The organism is Chryseobacterium sp. HNCC26DJ238 (assembly GCF_057180465.1).
Genome location: NZ_JBXUGI010000001.1, coordinates 138,784 through 155,746, shown reverse-complemented (window position 1 = coordinate 155,746; position 16,963 = coordinate 138,784). Strand labels below are relative to the sequence as shown.

Annotated in this window: 15 protein-coding genes; 5 read left to right on the top strand and 10 right to left on the bottom strand. The window is 37.2% G+C overall.

The annotated features are described in order from the left end of the window. Positions 1 to 58: 58 nt before the first annotated feature. A complete protein-coding gene (locus tag AC2A07_RS00700; protein WP_484048766.1) occupies positions 59 to 424 on the top strand; it encodes a helix-turn-helix domain-containing protein in 366 nt (121 codons plus the stop codon). Continuing rightward, entirely contained in the window at positions 425 to 1,183 is a 759-nt protein-coding gene (locus AC2A07_RS00695; RefSeq protein ID WP_314493150.1) for a type III pantothenate kinase, read from the top strand. A 28-nt stretch (positions 1,184 to 1,211) separates the two neighbouring features. Here the strand turns inward: AC2A07_RS00695 and AC2A07_RS00690 are convergent, their stop codons facing one another. From AC2A07_RS00690 to AC2A07_RS00655, 8 genes are all read right to left on the bottom strand, one after another. Continuing rightward, the gene (locus AC2A07_RS00690; RefSeq protein WP_484048765.1) at positions 1,212 to 1,643 is read right to left on the bottom strand and encodes a nucleoside deaminase; all 432 of its coding nucleotides are present in this window, start codon (positions 1,641 to 1,643) and stop codon (positions 1,212 to 1,214) included. Between the two features lie 54 nt (positions 1,644 to 1,697). Next, a complete protein-coding gene (locus AC2A07_RS00685) occupies positions 1,698 to 2,264 on the bottom strand; it encodes a hypothetical protein (RefSeq protein WP_484048764.1) in 567 nt (188 codons plus the stop codon). Positions 2,265 to 2,320: 56 nt separating this feature from the next. Further along, the gene (locus AC2A07_RS00680) at positions 2,321 to 2,935 is read right to left on the bottom strand and encodes an energy transducer TonB (protein WP_484048763.1); all 615 of its coding nucleotides are present in this window, start codon (positions 2,933 to 2,935) and stop codon (positions 2,321 to 2,323) included. 25 nt (positions 2,936 to 2,960) lie between these two features. Beyond that, positions 2,961 to 3,899 carry a helix-turn-helix transcriptional regulator gene (locus AC2A07_RS00675; protein WP_484048762.1) on the bottom strand — a complete coding sequence of 313 codons (939 nt, stop codon included), beginning with the start codon at positions 3,897 to 3,899 and terminating at the stop codon, positions 2,961 to 2,963. Positions 3,900 to 4,958: 1,059 nt separating this feature from the next. Then, positions 4,959 to 5,129: a hypothetical protein gene (locus AC2A07_RS00670; RefSeq protein WP_484048761.1), complete on the bottom strand. Its 171-nt coding sequence runs from the start codon at positions 5,127 to 5,129 to the stop codon at positions 4,959 to 4,961. 232 nt (positions 5,130 to 5,361) lie between these two features. Further along, a complete protein-coding gene (locus AC2A07_RS00665) occupies positions 5,362 to 6,399 on the bottom strand; it encodes a patatin-like phospholipase family protein (protein ID WP_484048760.1) in 1,038 nt (345 codons plus the stop codon). An 87-nt stretch (positions 6,400 to 6,486) separates the two neighbouring features. Next, the gene (locus AC2A07_RS00660; protein ID WP_484048759.1) at positions 6,487 to 6,987 is read right to left on the bottom strand and encodes a M15 family metallopeptidase; all 501 of its coding nucleotides are present in this window, start codon (positions 6,985 to 6,987) and stop codon (positions 6,487 to 6,489) included. Between the two features lie 569 nt (positions 6,988 to 7,556). Continuing rightward, positions 7,557 to 8,321: an XRE family transcriptional regulator gene (locus AC2A07_RS00655; protein WP_484048758.1), complete on the bottom strand. Its 765-nt coding sequence runs from the start codon at positions 8,319 to 8,321 to the stop codon at positions 7,557 to 7,559. A 61-nt stretch (positions 8,322 to 8,382) separates the two neighbouring features. On the opposite strand from AC2A07_RS00655, the gene dinB reads away from it, so the two are divergent. Next, on the top strand, positions 8,383 to 9,531 hold the full coding sequence (gene dinB, locus AC2A07_RS00650; RefSeq protein ID WP_314493117.1) for a DNA polymerase IV: 1,149 nt from the start codon (positions 8,383 to 8,385) through the stop codon (positions 9,529 to 9,531). Positions 9,532 to 9,550: 19 nt separating this feature from the next. Then, positions 9,551 to 12,616 (top strand): DNA polymerase III subunit alpha, encoded by a 3,066-nt coding sequence (locus AC2A07_RS00645; RefSeq protein WP_484048757.1) that lies wholly within the window; start codon positions 9,551 to 9,553, stop codon positions 12,614 to 12,616. A gap of 16 nt (positions 12,617 to 12,632) precedes the next feature. Here the strand turns inward: AC2A07_RS00645 and AC2A07_RS00640 are convergent, their stop codons facing one another. Next, positions 12,633 to 13,766: a serine hydrolase domain-containing protein gene (locus AC2A07_RS00640; protein ID WP_484048756.1), complete on the bottom strand. Its 1,134-nt coding sequence runs from the start codon at positions 13,764 to 13,766 to the stop codon at positions 12,633 to 12,635. 91 nt (positions 13,767 to 13,857) lie between these two features. Between AC2A07_RS00640 and AC2A07_RS00635 the strand changes: the two genes are divergently transcribed. Beyond that, positions 13,858 to 15,156 carry a M48 family metalloprotease gene (locus tag AC2A07_RS00635; protein WP_484048755.1) on the top strand — a complete coding sequence of 433 codons (1,299 nt, stop codon included), beginning with the start codon at positions 13,858 to 13,860 and terminating at the stop codon, positions 15,154 to 15,156. Positions 15,157 to 15,275: 119 nt separating this feature from the next. Here AC2A07_RS00635 and AC2A07_RS00630 read toward each other — a convergent pair whose 3' ends face one another. Continuing rightward, positions 15,276 to 16,805: a hypothetical protein gene (locus AC2A07_RS00630; protein ID WP_484048754.1), complete on the bottom strand. Its 1,530-nt coding sequence runs from the start codon at positions 16,803 to 16,805 to the stop codon at positions 15,276 to 15,278. Positions 16,806 to 16,963 lie beyond the last annotated feature (158 nt).

The window sequence follows — 16,963 nt, the reverse complement described above, 5'->3', positions numbered from 1 at the left end:
ACACTCAATACACTTTTGCGGAAAAATTATTACTTTTACGAAAATAATTTTCGCTCTTATGGAAAAGATCATCAAAAAGATCGCAGAGATCCGCAGTAAGAAGGGGTTTTCTTATGAGAATATGGCGCAGGATCTTGACCTGAGTACGTCGGCATACCGTAAAATAGAAACCGGGGAAACCAAACTGACGGTTGAAAGACTGGTTGATATTTCTAAAATCCTGGAAACTCCGTTAAATGAAATCTTAGAAACGGATTCTCAAAAAAATTTTAATCAAGAAAATAAGGATAATGCTCACGGTTTTCAAGGATTTAATGATAATATTTTTAATGAATATTCGGAAGTTTCAAAAAAACTTATTGCTCACTACGAGCAGCAGATCAAAGAACTGAAAGCCGAAATTGAACAATTGAAAAGCAAATAAATGAATTCTATCGTAATCAATGTTGGAAACAGCAATATCAGATTTGGTCTTTTTGATGATGACAACTGTGAGATCTCCTGGGTAATCAACACAAAGCCGTACAGAACTGCTGATGAGCTGCACGGTCAGATGCTGATCCTATACCAGACATATAAAATCGATCCCCGGAAAATTGAGAAAATCATCATCGGCTCTGTAGTCCCTCAATTGACAAGAGAAATAACTTCTGCCATACGAAAAATTCATGGAATCGTTCCTGTTATGGTAGACCGGACGACTCCTTCAGAGGTCATCGCCAAGTCTAAGCAGATGGGAACGGATATTTATGCCAATCTGGTAGCTGCACATAATATGTACCCTGACAGAAAGAAGATTGTACTGGACTTTGGTACTGCGCTCACAGCTAGCTGTGTGGCAGAAAATGGTGAAACATTAGGCGTAATTATCGCTCCGGGAATCGTTACGTCATTAAATTCCCTTATCAGCCAGACAGCTCAGCTTCCTGAAATTGAACTGATAAAGCCGAAATCTGTATTAGGTCTGGATACCATCAGCTGTATGCAGAGCGGTATGGTATACGGTTTCCTGGGAATGGTGGAAGGTTTTATTGACCGTATTAATGATGAGGTCAAAGACGAATGTTTTGTCATAGCAACCGGCGGCGTTTCTCATGTTTACAAACCGCTTACCGATAAAATACACGTTGCTGACAGGCTTCATACATTAAAAGGACTTTATTTTTTGGGTAAAGATTTCTAATATGAAATAAGATGTAAGTAAGAATACTTTACCTTTTTGATCTAAAAAACTCTTTGACAATAGAAGAACATTCATTCTCCATGATTCCTGTGATTACTTCTGTTTTGGGATGAAGACCCAGCTTTTTATTGATAAATCCACGCTGTTCGTCTCTTGCCCCGATCACCACTTTTGAAATCTGTGACCAGGATAAAGCACCTGAACACATTACGCAAGGTTCTAAAGTTACATACAGGGTGCAGTTAATGAGATATTTTCCGCCCAAAAAGTTCGCTGCAGAGGTGATTGCCTGCATTTCGGCATGTGCTGTCACATCGTTTAAAGTTTCAGTAAGATTATGTGCCCTGGCAATAACGCGATTATTGGAGACGACCACACATCCAATGGGAACCTCATCTTTTTCAAATGCAATTTCGGCTTCCTGAAAAGCCATCTTCATAAAATATTCATCGGTAAACATAAAAATAAAAGCTTAGTGCAAAACTAAGCTTTTCATCAAATATTTTTGAACAAATCAGAATCGATATCCGATACCTCCCATTATTTTTCCTGTAACGGGTCCTAAATCATATTTATCAAAGTCTCCAAACCTTCTGGCAATCCCTCCGCTTGCTTCTATCACCAATCTGTTTTTGATCACCCATTTCCCTCCGATACCAAAACCGACTCCTACGGTTGTTACTGTTTTTTCTCCTCCGTAATTATAGTAATAAGTATTTGTAGGGCTGTCATAATCAGTGTGATAAAAACCGTCTCGCTGTATTGTTACAGGTACAAAGCCTTCAAAAAATAATCCTGAAGCATATTTTTTTCCTAAATAATATCTGAAGTAAGGTGAAAATTGTTTGAAATCGTCTACTTCGTCACTTAAAGTAATCATGGCATTTACCCCGATACCCATATCTTTATTAATCAGCCTTTCATAAGAAACATTAATCAAGGGAACGGCAATCAGCAGGAATGGATCAAGCAGGATGTCATTTTTTCTTTCAGAGCCATTTTCCTGATTAGAATTGAGTTCTTGTGCACGCAGGGAAAATAAGGTTATAAAAACCGTTAAAACAGTAAAGAATTTTTTCATGGAATTTTTTCTCAAAAATAATATTTATAATGAGACGGCCGAGAAAAATTTTGTAATCACTCAGGATTCATTGCTAAAGGCAGTCTGAAGCTATACCTTACAGGATTTCCATTAACAGAAGCAGGTGAAAATTTATCGGGAATTGAGTATAATGCTATCTCAGCCTGACGGTTAAATGTAAAATTATCACCTTCTGCCTTTACGTTACTGATGCTTCCATCTTTTTCGACAATAAAGGCAACGACTGCTTTGCTGTTTCCGTTTTCGGCATGAACCCCTTCTCCGTAGAATAGATGGGCGACATGCTTTCTGAGTGTATCAATACCTCCGGGATAAACTGCTGACTGATCGGTTGTATGAGAAATGACCGCCGATTCTGTTGTAAAGGAAATACTGATTTTCTTAAGATCTTCAAGATTTTTAACTTTAACCAAGGCTCCCGTTAGGGCAACATTTTCAATACTGTCCATCTTTTTCATAAAAAACAGAAAATCCTGTCTTACAGCAATTTTAGCAATGCTGTTGTTTTCTGCGTCAAATTTTTTCCTGAATTCCTGGCTGAGCATGCTTCTGTGCTGGTTGTAGTACTCTTTTACTCTTTTGAATTCCTCGGTCTGCTGAGAAAAACAAAGTGTGGAAAGAAGCATGAAAAAAAAGAATAAAACTTTCAAGCGATGGTTATTTTTGTAAATGTAATCAAAAAGGATGCAAAAAATTATCATCAGAATAATTATTAAGTGATTCTTTCAAATGTTTTTTGATGTTGTCAACTAAAATTTTAGGTTCTAATACCGTTACCTCTTTTCCATAGGACAGAATTTCCTGCATGAAGTCATAGGTAGGATGTAGAAAAAATTCAAAATAAATCTCGTCCTGTGTTTCCCTTGTTTCTTTTTGAGATTGATGAAGGGCAAAACTCCTGATGTATTCTCCCTGATGCCTGCTGCATTTCAGAACTATTTTCTGAGGATTCTGTTGCGTCAGGTTCATTACACCGAAGGCATTTTTAAAGTGCTCGCGGAAATTGTATTTATATTTTTCCCTGAACTTATTTTTGGTCACATCCAGATAATTAATCCGGTCTACACCGAATGATTTCAGCGCTTTGTCTTTAGTATCAATGGCAATCAGATACCAACGGTCTTTTGATTCTTTTAATGCCAAAGGATGAACTTTCCTGGAAGTCATCAGCTTATTTTTATAATTGTAATGTTCGAAAGTTACCACTCTTTTATTACGGATCGCAAAGAAGAGATCATAAAAATGCTCGACACCGGTCGGTTTTCTGCTTTCGAAAAAGATAAAATCAGCAAAATCGGGATGAACATTCAGGGCATTGCTTACCTGAAAAGATTCCAATAATTTCTGATTGTACTCATCTACCTCCATCATGGGTCTGCTTTCAATGTAATACCGGTTGTCACCTTTCTTTTTGTTATGAATAGAAAGATTAAAAAGACCTGAAATTTCACGGATATCTCTCTGCAAAGTACGGATCGAGTAGCTCTTGATTCCCGCATCCTGGAATTCGAAAGAATTTAACAGATAGTCTTCCAACTGCGAATAGGTAGCCGGAGCACTCTCTAATTTCTTAATGATTAAGGCATATCTGGTAAGGTAAAAGTCTTTTTTCATTATAGTATTTACGTTATCACCCGAGATACATTAGATTTGGCCGAATGAAACTCAGGCATTTCATTGTTAAAGTTTCTATTACAAATATATACGGTTAATACGACAAAAGGTGTCGTGTTTTATTTTTGTGGATAAGTTTTTGGGAAAGTTTTTAAACAATAGAAAATACATTTAGCCAACCTACTGTAGCAAAAACTTATAAAGTATGATCCTTTGGTATTGTGAAATTTTTACTTGTGATTCTTTTTATAAAAAGAATAAATTGAGAAGTACTTAAAGAAAAAGTGATACGACAAAATCGTGCTGCAGCGGGACTATATTCCATAATCTTTAATCAAAGTATTTTCTGTGGGATGATATTTAAAAGTTTTAGATGTAGCCATCTAATTTCTATAAATCCGATTGTCCGTTGTCAAGAAAACTGCTCAGATTTAGTAACAATTTTGTACAAAAAACCGCAACGGTAAACTGCGGTTGAAAGATTAAATTTCTAATATTTATTTTTTTACTTCATAAACTTCCATTTTTCCAAATCCATTATCTCTTCTATTATGATTCGATAAATATAAAAAGTTCTGGAATTTACACTTGTGTGACCAAGTCTAAAGTAATTTGCTTTTCTAAAATGACTTCCCCAAATTCTTCATACTTATAGTACCATTTGTAAGTAGTGCGATTAAAATTCCGAGTTCTCGCGCGATTTCCGAGATATTAGTTCGCACATTGCTTAGTTGAAGGGCCTTGGTTTAAAAGCAGCATCATAGATTTTTTGCTATCGTTTCATAAATTAAAATTAAGGTTTTCTGCTTAACTTTTACTGAACATTAAATTAGTACATCCAGTGGTTTCCTGCAAAGGATTTCTCCCGTAGTTTTTAACGGTTCATTTTTCAGTAATTTTTAGCTGTTCGTTTTTAAGCACACCTCTGGCTGTTCAGCATTTTGTGAATGGTGAATTCAAAGGTTTTGATAAATTGAAAGAGGATTTTTTTGTGCTTTATTTACATTCCAAAAATAATAGTGAGAAACGACAAAACTTGACGTATTTTAAAATTTTATTTTAAAAAATATCTTCTTCAATAACATCATTTTCAAAATCCTCTCTGAAAAAATTTTCAATTTCGTTGAGATAATTGTCATAATCGGGTTCTGTATTTTCGATGTCGTTCCAGCTAATGGTGTAGAGTTCCTCATCAGACAATGATTCTGTGCTGTAATTAGGTGTTTCCATAAGGGTTATGTTTTTAGTGATAAATTTCGTTTTTGATATATTTCCGGCTGTTCATCATTTTTTAAATGTTGAATTCAGTTTTTAGAAATGGGTTGATTATTTTCTGTGTGTTCCTATTAATACGGTAAAAGTAATTTTGAGAAGCGTCAAAACCTGACGTATTTTAAAATTATTTCTGTAATTTTAATTATAAGCGTATTTGCTTATATGAGATAAGTATAAGTAAATAAGCTTATATTTTATTTCTGATTAATTTCTGAACAATCTGATTCAGATTTTCCCTGTGATCATCAATATAACTTAATCCCGCCTGTATCAGATTTTCTATGTTGAATCTTGAAACATTATCCATTGCCGGAGAAGCATTTTTTAATGAAGGATTAAGACGGTAATAATTTTTCTGGTTTCTCTGGCCTAAAGTCTGAAACATCTGACAAAGCTGATAGTCTACAGTTTCTGCATTGGCAGACATTAATATATCGATGATAGGGTTTACCCAGCCTATTTTTCCAGCTTTTTCCATCTTTTTAAAAGAATAGCTTTTTGATTCTATCCCCGTTCCTATGGATATGATAATCATATCGTTCATCGTAGGATGATTGGCTTTTTGATGATTCTTCAGGACTTCTGCAAACGGAGTTTTTCTGGCTTCTGCATATGCACAGAGTGCAGGATTATTGGCAAACATTCCGCCGTCGATCAGACTGAAGATCTGTCCGTACATCGACCTGATCTGAACCGGGCTGAAATAAGTAGGGGCTGCTGAAGTTGCTCTGCAGATGTCTTTAACATAAAAATTGTCAGTGCTTAGATTGGCTTTCCATGAGTTGAATAATTTGGCCCGCCTGTTTTCTATATCATAGCTGGTAACTAAACAGGGCTTGATCAGTTCCTTTAATTCTAAATTTCCAAAAAAGTCATTCAGGTTTTTCTCAAGAGCTTCCTGGGATATTTTTTCATTCAATAATCCAAAAGGATTAACAAGTCTCTCCCAAAAAGAAACCTGGAATATGTCACCGCCTTTTTCGGCATACAGTTCCAGTCCTTTCTGAATCGAATATTTTGCTTTCCGTGACTCATTGGGACAGAGGATAATGCATGCGATAAGGGCTCCGGTGCTGCTTCCTGCAACCAGGTCAAAATAGTCTCCAAGCTTTGCGCCTGGCTTATCCTGGATCTGTAGCTGTTCTTCTATGTAGCGTAAAATAATGCAGGTAATGATACCTCTTATTCCGCCGCCGTCCAAAGAAAGAATGGTTGTCTTTTTCATTTTTTCTGCTGTTGTTTGGTAAAGTAAAGGTAGGAGCGGGAAGCGACAGAACTTGACGTATTTAGAGTAATTATGAAATAAATTACATTATAAAACCACATATCCGTTTTCATCCCTTTCCATCTTTAAAAGCGTTCTCCAACTCGTTTTGATCAGGCCTTTTTTGGTCAAAATGTTCTTTTTTTCAAAGTGAGGAAGATCTTTAAAAGTTTTCCAGTTTCCACCCCAGTCCCAACCGTATTTTGCAAAAATTTTCACACATTCATACCAATCGGCAATGCCGTCATTGTCCCAGTCTCTGGCTGTATCCCAGCTTGCTGTTTTTCCATCGATGATTAAACAGATGTCAACGGCTAAACCGTAGTTGTGAATGCTTTGTCCGGCCTTTGCATTTGTTACTTTCTTCCCTGAAGTAATTCTTCCGATCGCATATAATTTTTCCTGCTCCTCGAAACTTCGTAATCCCTGCGTGATTCTAACTTTTGCTTTTCCCGTAAGCGCTTTGTCACATTCAGCAATGATCTGTTTCACTTCCTCTCTGACAGAGGGATGCAGTTTTTCAATTCTTTGTAAGCTTACTTTATCCATATTCATAAATTTTATTGTTTTCTGAAAGCAAATATAGACGCGGGATACGACAGAACTTGACGTGTTTTAAAAATATTAATTATTTGGTTTTCAGTATGATAAATATAATATTAAAGTGTAGGGTAAACATGATGTTTTCTTTTGAAAATTAGATTTTGTAGATGAAAGCTCTTGGTCAGACGTTTACCCTTAGCGGGTTAAAGTGATTTTTATATTTGCAGAGGAAAATTTACATATCAAGAAACTGTTGGGGTTTCCTGGTGATGTTTATGCTATTAGGGAGAGAAGTATTTTTGGAAATTCCGTTGGATATATGAAATATAAGTCTGATGATTGCATTCAGTAGAAGAGTACCTATTTCTGAAGAACAATATAGCAGATGGGGAGCACTCATTACAGACCTGCATTGAAGCTTTGAATTTATAAACTGATCAATCTGCTGCTTTGAAAACAGGATTGATAATTTTCCAGAGATATTTCCGGAAAACCAGTTGGATCTCATCAGTAGATTTATAGTGCTTTCGGATTCAGGATAGATAGGATATGCTGCCTTGTGACAGCTTGAGAATTTACAGTTTACTGTTGATTTTCCGGATATCTTTTCTCAGTTCAAAAAACATCTCTTTCAGGTCGTAGCGGTCAACACGGTCCGGTTCAAAGTCTTCCGGGAAAATTCCTGATGCATATTGCCATATTTCTACAAGTTCCCCTAAAGGAATATCATACGGATCATAGAACGAGTTGTCAGCTTTTACCGTTATGGCATTTTCTTTCTTCGCAGTGAAACGCTTGTAGGTGATCCCATCATTCAGTGTAACAAATACATAACTTCTGTCAGATTTCAGGTCATCAATATTCTCAATATATTTTCCCACAATATAAGAGCCGTCTTTAAAGGGAGGCATGGAGTCTCCCTGTGCGGGAAATGCTCTGTATTTTCCATGGGTTAAGAACGGTAGCGAAATTCTCTGCAGATTTTCGATATATTCAGGATCACTATAGCCGGATAAATATCCCATTGATGCTTTCTGAGGAATAATTTCAATACTGTTGTTTCCCAACTGATCAACGACTACGGGCAGGATAATCCTGTTATCCGGCAGATTGATCATTTGTTCCAGCGGATATTTGCGGATGTCTAAAGTAAGGAGCAGATCTATGCTTACATTAAAAAATTTTGACATACCGATCAGAATTTCGTAAGGCGGTTCTGACCGGCCGTCTTCGTATTTTGAATAACGCACTCTGCTCATCCCGAGATTTTCTGCAAAACTCTGCTGGGATAAGTTCTTTTTACTTCTTAAAAACCTGATGTTATCTGAAAAAACTGACATTGATACAAATTGTATCTGCAAATATAATAAAAATGATACAAAATGAATCTAATTTTGTAAAATGAATCGTGCAATTGTTCATATGGATATGGACACCTTTTTTGTATCCTGTGAAAGGCTTAATAACTCCCAGCTCAACGGAATTCCCCTGATTATCGGGGGAGGTAACCGGGGAGTGGTTGCTTCATGCTCATACGAAGCCAGGAAATTCGGTGTACGTTCTGCCATGCCGATCAGGATGGCATTGAGGCTGTGCCCCGATGCAAAGGTGATCAAAGGTGATTATGAGCTGTATTCCAACCTCTCACATCTCGTTACAGAAGTTATTCAGGAAAGGGTTCCGGTGGTTGAGAAAGCAAGTATCGATGAATTTTACCTCGATCTTTCCGGAATGGATCAGTTTTTCGGATGTTATCAATGGACGCAGGAAATTTCTGCTGCAGTAACCAAAGAAACCGGTCTGCCGATGAGTTTTGCGCTGTCTGCTAATAAAACAGTGTCAAAAATAGGAACCGGAGAATCTAAACCTGATGGAAAACTGCAGATCATCGAAAAACAAACCAAATCTTTTCTGAATCCACTGTCAGTGAAAAAGATTCCGATGGTGGGGGACAAGACTTTTCAGCTTTTGTCCAGAATAGGAATCAGAACCATTCAGACCCTGTCAGAAGTCCCTGTTTTGGTGCTTCAGCAGATGATCGGCATCAACGGGAAAGAACTGTGGAAAAAAGCCAATGGGATTGATGAAAGTCTTGTTGTTCCTTATTCTGAAAGAAAATCTATTTCCACAGAAAAAACCTTTAATGCAGATATGATGGATATGGTAGAGCTGAGAAGACTGATATCCGGAATGGCAGAAAAGTTAGCCTACCAGTTGAGGCAGGAAAAATGGCTGACCTCTACAGTGGTTATTAAAATAAGGTATGCCAATTTCGATACCGAAACCAAACAGCACAGAGTGGCTTATACTTCTGCCGACCACACCCTGTCACGAATAGCTTTGGAACTGTTTAATAAAGTTTACACCAGAAGAATGCGGCTCAGGCTGGTGGGTCTGCGTTTTACCGATCTGGTACACGGAAACCATCAGATGAATTTATTTGAAGATACCGAAGAACAGATGAGCCTCTATCAAACCATGGATTCTATTAAAAATCGCTTTGGGGCAGATGCTGTAGGACGGGCTTCAGGATTTGATTTCGGAAAATAATTTTAAAATATAAATTACAATGTTTCTTAACTGTCATTCCTTTCACAGCCTCCGTTACGGAACCTTATCAGTTAAAGAACTGGTAAACCAGGCCAATGAACTCGGAATTAAAGAACTGGTGCTCACGGATATCAACACCGTGACAGCGATTTATGATTTTAAAAAAGCATGTGAAGACGTTGGCATTAAACCTGTTGCCGGAATGGAAATAAGAAAGGAGGGAAAGTTACTTTACATTGCTGTTGCCAAAGAATTCAGCGGAGTAGGGGAGGTGAATAAAATCCTGACTGCCCATAACTGTGACGGGGCTGAGCTTTCTGAAACGGCTCCCGGATTTGATCAGGTCTTTGTCATTTATCCTTTGAATAATATCCCGGAAAATTTAAAAGAAAACGAATTTATAGGAATTAGGGAAGAAGAGCTTAACCTGCTGATTCGCCCTGAATTTAAAGATAAAATTCATCAGATGGTGGTACTGCAACCCATTACGTTCAGTACAAAAAAAGAATACAACCTTCATCGGATCCTGAGAGCAATTGATGGAAATACATTGCTTTCCAAGCTTTCGGAAGAGGATGTCTGCGGCAAATCAGAATATGTAAGGTCTGAATCCGATTTATTGAAATCATTTGAGCGCTATCCTGAAATCATAAGGAATACCAGGAAAATTCTCGCCGGGTGCAGTTTTGAATTTAATTACAAAGAACCGGGAAGTACTGAAAATAAAAACAAAAAGTATTTTAAAAAATCTGAGAAAGAAGATATAAAACTTTTGACCAGACTGGCGTATGTGGGATTAAAAAACAGATATGGTGAGAACAAAACCGCCCGGATAAGAGTTGAAAAAGAGTTAGCCGTTATTGAAGAACTCAGGTTCTCTGCCTATTTTCTGATCACCTGGGATATTGTCCGGTACAGCAATAAGATGGGATTCATGCATGTAGGAAGGGGAAGCGGAGCCAACAGTATTATCAGCTACTGTCTGGGAATCACGGATATTTGTCCTATAGAACTGGATCTTTATTTTGAACGTTTTTTAAACTTAAACCGTACCTCTCCACCGGATTTTGATCTCGACTGGAGCTGGCAGAACAGAGATGCGATTCTACAATATATCTTCTGTAAATACGGAAAAGATCATGTGGCTTTCTGCGGAACCAATGTAGAATTCAAATACCGTTCGATATTTCGGGAAGTGGGTAAAGCTTTTGGCCTTCCCAAGGAAGAGCTGGATATTCTTGCGGTTCAAAAAACAGAGCATCATCATTCAGATAAAATCGTAAAGCAGGTCTATGAATATGGTAAGCTTTTAGAAAAGTTTCCCAACCAGAGAAGCATGCACGCCTGTGGAATTCTGATCTCTGAAGAACCTATTACCAATTATACCGCCCTGGAAATGCCTCCTAAAGGATTTCCACTCGCTCAGATTGATATGAATGTGGCAGAAGATATAGGACTTGAAAAATTTGATATTCTTTCTCAGAGAGGGCTCGGAACAATCAACGATACGGTAAGGCTCATCAAAAAAACCAGAGGAATTGAAGTTGATATTCGTGATACTTCAATTTCAAAAGATGAAAATACCTGCAATGAATATTTAGCCATCGGAAAAACAATCGGCTGTTTTTACATAGAATCTCCTGCCATGCGCGGTTTATTGAGAAGGCTCAAATGTGATAATTATAGAATTTTGGTCGCTGCATCTTCCATTATCAGACCGGGAGTTGCCCAGAGCGGGATGATGCGGGAATATATTTTCAGGCACAACCATCCTGATCAGTTCGAATATTTTCATCCTGTTTTTGAAGAAAATTTAAAGGAAACTTACGGAATCATGGTCTATCAGGAAGATGTCATCAAGATCGCACAGTATTTTGGTGGTCTTACCCATGCGGATGGTGACATTCTAAGGCGTGCCATGAGCGGGAAAGAAAGATCTATTCAAAAGCTTAACGAAGTGAAAGCTAACTTTTTTAAATCCTGTATTGAAACTAAAGGGCATTCGGAACAGATGACCGCGGAAGCATTCAGGCAGATCGAGTCTTTTGCAGGATATTCTTTTTGTAAAGCACATTCGGCTTCTTATGCGGTGGAAAGTTACCAGAGTTTATACCTGAAAGTGTATTACCCTTTGGAATTTATGGTTTCGGTGATCAATAATCAGGGTGGTTTTTACCGGACGGAAGTTTATATTCACGAAGCCAGGATGTCGGGGGCTGTTATTCAGAATCCCTGTGTCAATACAAGTGAATTTCAAACCACCTTACAGGGAAAAGAAATTTATCTGGGATTTATGCTTTTACAGTCGCTCGAAAATAAAATTGCCCAGTTGATTTCTGAAGAACGTGCGGAAAACGGAAACTACAGATCGTTGGAAGACTTTATCAGGCGTATTCCGATCGGTATTGAGACCATCCAGATTCTTGTTTTCATCGGCGCTTTCAGATTTACAGGTAAGCAGAAAAATGAACTGCTGATAGAAGCAAGGCTTCTGCTGATTAATTTTAAACCTGAAAACCGGAATTTAATGCTTATTGAAGAACCCGTTCAGGAATACAAGCTTCCTGAGCTCAAAAGAGAAAGGTTCGAAGATGCATTTGATGAATTGGAAATTATAGGATTTCCCGTATCCTACAGCCCGTTTGATCTTCTGGAAACCAAATACAGAGGTTCTGTTCTCGTAAAAGATTTATTGAAATTTCATAAAAGACAGGTGAAGATGCTGGCCTATCTCATTTCGAGAAAGCATGTTCCCACTAAAAAAGGAGCGATGTTCTTCGGAACTTGGATCGATGCCAGCGGGGATTATTTTGATACGGCTCACTTTCCCGACTGTTTAAAACAGTATGATTTTCAGGGAGGCGGATGTTACCTCTTACTGGGAACCGTAGAGGTTGATTATCATTTCCCGACAGTAACCATCCATAAAATGGCAAAAATGCCGATGATTCCGGATCCCCGTTATGCGTATGACGAACAGAAAAAATATGATGCGCATCGCCTCGTTCGGGAAGATGTAAGTATGACCTCCCGGAAGCCTTATCCACAGGCTCATGAAATAGGTTTGCCAAGACAGAAGTTTTAGTTAAACTACTGAACTTTTACCGGAAAAATTTTGCTGTTTCATTCACAAGAAATCTCACCTGATCCGGTCTTCCACGGTCAGTTTTAGGTAAATTATTATAACTTCCGGTTCTTACAATTACCATTTTGTGTTCAGGAACCATAATGATGTATTGTCCCTGAAGTCCGAGGAAGTAGTAATGTTTAACAGGATTGTCATGATTGATCCAAAACCCCATCCCGTAAATGCCTTTGGATTTTTCAGTAGGAGTTCTCATCTGCTCAACAAAATCCTTATTTAAAATCTGTTGGCTGCCTGCTTTTCCGTCATCCAGGAACAGCTGTCCCAGTTTGGCAAAATCTCTTGCGTTGGAATGGATGCAGCAATATGTTTTTTCCATTCCGCTTTCGTCAATGCTCCATTCTGCATTCTGTTCCATTCCCAGAGGGATCCAGAATTTTTCAGACAGGTAACTTGAAAGTGACTGACCGATGGCTTTCTTTACTGCAAATCCCAGCAGCTGCGTTGAGCCACTTTGATATTCAAATCTTTCGCCTGGTTTTTCTTTAAACTTTCTTGAAAATGTAGCTTTCATCAGACTTTTTCCGTAATAAGCCCGGGCATTCGGAAGAAAAGGATTTTTGTAGTTCTCATCCCAGTTCAGTCCCGATTCCATTTGGGCAAGATGTTTTAAAGTTAAATCCTTACCGAAGGGTTTTAATTTAAATTCATCATAAAACTCAGAGAAATTCTGATCAGTATTTTTAATTTTTCCTTCTTCCAGAGCTTTTCCATAAAGCATTACCGTAACTGCTTTTGCCATAGAAAATGAGTTGGTTTTCGAAAGTTCATGATAGCCGTTCCAATACTGCTCATGCAATAATTTTCTATCTTTTATTACCAAAAAAGATGCAGTATTTGAATGAATCAAATCATCAACGATACTTTTCGGTAGTATTTCTTTATTGTAATCAGGATGCTCGTCCCAAAGAACAGGATTTGTGGTGTGGATGATATTTTTCGTGAAAAATTTTCCGTCATCAATATTGGCGCTTGATTTCCCGCGAAGATAGGTTTTGGAGATTCCACTGAACAGATAGGCGTAGCCGGATAAATAAACTAAAAGGGTCGCAACAGCGATAAAAGCAATGAGATATAGTAAAATTGTCATGGTAAACGATCTGTAACAAATTTAAAATAATTTTGAGAGGAAAATAATAAATGTATAGGTAAATGAATTATTTTTGTGATTATCGATGATTATGATGAAACATATACTCTTTTTGTTGTTTTCTTTTTCCGGGATTTGTTTTGCGCAAACGTACAAACCGCTTGATACCGCAGATTATATCCAAAGAAAAGAATTTGCTGAAAATTATCTTGCCAACAATGAAAGTCTCATTAAAGATCTGAAAACAAAATATTCCGGGAAAGCAGGAAGTGAGTTGACTAAAATCTATAAAGAACTTGGGAAGGATTTTGAAGCACAGGTGAGAAATAAAGATTTTGTTTTCAATTCTGTATTTGATACAAAAGTAAAAAATCTGATTGAACGTTTGAGAAAAAACAGTCCTCAGATTCCGCAAAATCTGAAAATTCTTATTGCAAAAAACAATACACCCAATGCATATTGTTTTGCAGAAGGAACGTTCGTAATCAATATGGGACTTTTCAACTGGTTAAATAATGATGATCAATTGGCATCGGTAATTTCCCACGAATTAGGACATAAAATCACAGAACATACTTTAAAATCGATTCTCAAGATGATTAACCAGGACCAAATGGACAAAACGGTGGTTCAGAATATCAAATCAGATAAAATCAACCGAAGCCAGAGAGCTTTTGATGTTTTGAAAAACAGGATTTACCGGAAAGGTGCAGAAAACAGGAAACAGGAAATGCAGGCTGATTCCTTGGGATATGTTATTTTTAAAAACAGTGACTTCAGAAAAAATGAATTTATCAATGCACTGAAAAGACTGGAAGATTTTGACACGATTTCACCAAAAGAATTGAAAATAGAAACGTATAAAAAGTTTTTTAATCTCCCAAAACAGGAATTTCAGGAAAAATGGCTGAAAAAGGAAGATTTTTCCTTCTATAACTATGATCACTTTAATCAGAAACTGAATAAAGATTCCTTAAAGTCTCATCCTGAGGTTACCCTGCGAATTAATAATCTCAAGAAAATATTCCCGGAACTGAAAGTTGAGGTTGCAGACGAAAAAGCATCTGAATCTTACGCAGTTCTTGAAAAAATTGCAGGAATGGAAGCACTGCCCAATTTTTATCACTCAGAAGATTACGGGGTTGGAATTTACACAAGTCTCCAGTTTTTGCAGGACGGCGAAGAAGAAAAGTATTATAAAAGCTGGCTGGGAAAATGTTTCAGCAAAATCTATGAAGCCCGGAAAAATTACAAACTCAACCGGTATCTAGACCGTGTAGACCCAAAAAATCAAAGCGAAAGTTACCAGCAGTTCCTGAATTTTATGTGGAATCTGAGTTTAGATGAAATAAAAAATATTGCGGATTACTATCAGACAAAAGAATCCTGACCAGCGGTCAGGATTTTAATGAAATATCTCAGTATTGTAATGACAGCTGTTTATCCGGCTGTTCTTTTTTTAATACAGAAAAAATCAGGAAGTGTTCAGCTGAAATTTAAACCGGATTATTAATAATTCAGTCTTTCCAGACGGATCTGATTAAACTTCTCTTTCTCATTGAGTTCACGGAGAAGGATATAACCTTCCTTTGCAATATAAGGGGTCACAACATAATTATCTTTTTCAGAAATCGGAATAACTTCCTGCTTGAATTTTCCGTTGATCACAGTGTTGATAAAAAGGTTCCATTTCTTCTCTTTGGTGACCTGGTCTTTCTGGTAATCCCTGTAGAAGAAAACCACATCTTTGCTGTCATTCAGATACTGCGAAAAAAGATAATCATTGTTTGACCATCTTGTTTTTTCTTTTTCAAAAACCTGTACATCTTTTACCTTAAAATCCTTATCGGTATTGATATATACTAAATCTGTAGTTTTCGGAGCACTGTAGTTTCCTTCAGGTTTAAACTTTTCTGACAGGATTCCTACACTGCCGTCACTCAGGAAATAAACATCTTTGGTTTGAAGGAAGTAGCCGTTTTCCACACCTCCGTCTGCGCTTAATTTGGGAATATGGTTAGAGAGATCCGGTTTGTAGTTTAATTCCTTGAGGTCTACACTGTAATTTTTTTTATCCAGCATCAATCTGGCAAAACCCTTGTCTTTTTTTGAAATATAGTTCCGTCCTAAAAGAATCACTCTGTCATCAAAGGTTTTGTCATTCGCCATTTTTCTGCCGCTGGAATACAGGTCGTCAATATAATCAATGGTTTCTGGTGAAAGCCCTGTAACAGGTTTGTTTGAAAGTTCCTTTCCTGTTTTCATATCAATCACCAGAAGAGTAAATGTTTTTTCATCATCATTGACTTTCCTTAAAATTCCATAGAGACTTTTTTCATCTTTATCTAAAATTGTAAGATCAGAGAACACTTTTTTGTCACCATTGGTATTGTAACTGTATCTCCATATTTCTTTTTTGCTGTCATCAAATTTGATCAGGCTGTTTTTATTGACATACTTACCGTAATCATTGTATTCTACAGCGATAAAGCCGCCCTCTTTGATTTCTCCTACAGATGAAACGTAGTTGTAGCCTTTGTCTTTTTTTTCAGCACGGTTTTCTTTCCGCTCTTCCTTGAAGCTTTTGGGCTGATTGATTTCCACGAAAGTTCCGTTCTCCAGATAGTCATAATATACTTTTGGAGCGACGGTATTTGTTTTAGGATTAATTACCATGGATACCGGTAAGGCGGCGTCTCTTGAAAATGCCTGTAGATAATTAAAGTCAGATGGCCGTAAGATAATCTGTCCTTTAAAATCCACATACCCGAAATAATTAGAAACCAAAAGGCCGGCCTCAAATTCCTTATTGGCAACAGGGTTGAGGTTTTTATCCAGGATGACATATTCAAATTTCTGGCTTTTTTTATCTGTTTTGCCCAAAGAATACATAGAAACATATCCGTACAAATTATCTTTGGTATCGAAAAGGGCATTCATGCCGATATTTTGCCCCGAAGCCAAAGATGCCAGATCTCTGGTTTGCGAATAGGAGAAAGTTTGGGTCAGTCCAAATAGCAGTATATAAATTTTCTTCATAGTTATTATTTCAAATCCAAAAGTAATGAATTCAAGGATATTTCAAATACACTGAAGAAAATATTTTTATGTGAAACTATTGTTGTGAAATTTTTAAAAACATCACCCAAAATCACAATTGATTTAATTTAAAATGCTTAGACCACATAAGTCGAAAG

Excerpts from the sequence above, each read along its gene's own strand:
- AC2A07_RS00700 (WP_484048766.1), top strand. The coding sequence starts at position 59 with ATGGAAAAGATCATCAAAAAGATCGCAGAGATCCGCAGTAAGAAGGGG.
- AC2A07_RS00695 (WP_314493150.1), top strand. The coding sequence starts at position 425 with ATGAATTCTATCGTAATCAATGTTGGAAACAGCAATATCAGATTTGGT.
- AC2A07_RS00690 (WP_484048765.1), bottom strand. The coding sequence starts at position 1,643 with ATGTTTACCGATGAATATTTTATGAAGATGGCTTTTCAGGAAGCCGAA.
- AC2A07_RS00685 (WP_484048764.1), bottom strand. The coding sequence starts at position 2,264 with ATGAAAAAATTCTTTACTGTTTTAACGGTTTTTATAACCTTATTTTCC.
- AC2A07_RS00675 (WP_484048762.1), bottom strand. The coding sequence starts at position 3,899 with ATGAAAAAAGACTTTTACCTTACCAGATATGCCTTAATCATTAAGAAA.
- AC2A07_RS00670 (WP_484048761.1), bottom strand. The coding sequence starts at position 5,129 with ATGGAAACACCTAATTACAGCACAGAATCATTGTCTGATGAGGAACTC.
- AC2A07_RS00665 (WP_484048760.1), bottom strand. The coding sequence starts at position 6,399 with ATGAAAAAGACAACCATTCTTTCTTTGGACGGCGGCGGAATAAGAGGT.
- AC2A07_RS00660 (WP_484048759.1), bottom strand. The coding sequence starts at position 6,987 with ATGGATAAAGTAAGCTTACAAAGAATTGAAAAACTGCATCCCTCTGTC.
- AC2A07_RS00655 (WP_484048758.1), bottom strand. The coding sequence starts at position 8,321 with ATGTCAGTTTTTTCAGATAACATCAGGTTTTTAAGAAGTAAAAAGAAC.
- dinB (WP_314493117.1), top strand. The coding sequence starts at position 8,383 with ATGAATCGTGCAATTGTTCATATGGATATGGACACCTTTTTTGTATCC.
- AC2A07_RS00645 (WP_484048757.1), top strand. The coding sequence starts at position 9,551 with ATGTTTCTTAACTGTCATTCCTTTCACAGCCTCCGTTACGGAACCTTA.
- AC2A07_RS00640 (WP_484048756.1), bottom strand. The coding sequence starts at position 13,766 with ATGACAATTTTACTATATCTCATTGCTTTTATCGCTGTTGCGACCCTT.
- AC2A07_RS00635 (WP_484048755.1), top strand. The coding sequence starts at position 13,858 with ATGATGAAACATATACTCTTTTTGTTGTTTTCTTTTTCCGGGATTTGT.
- AC2A07_RS00630 (WP_484048754.1), bottom strand. The coding sequence starts at position 16,805 with ATGAAGAAAATTTATATACTGCTATTTGGACTGACCCAAACTTTCTCC.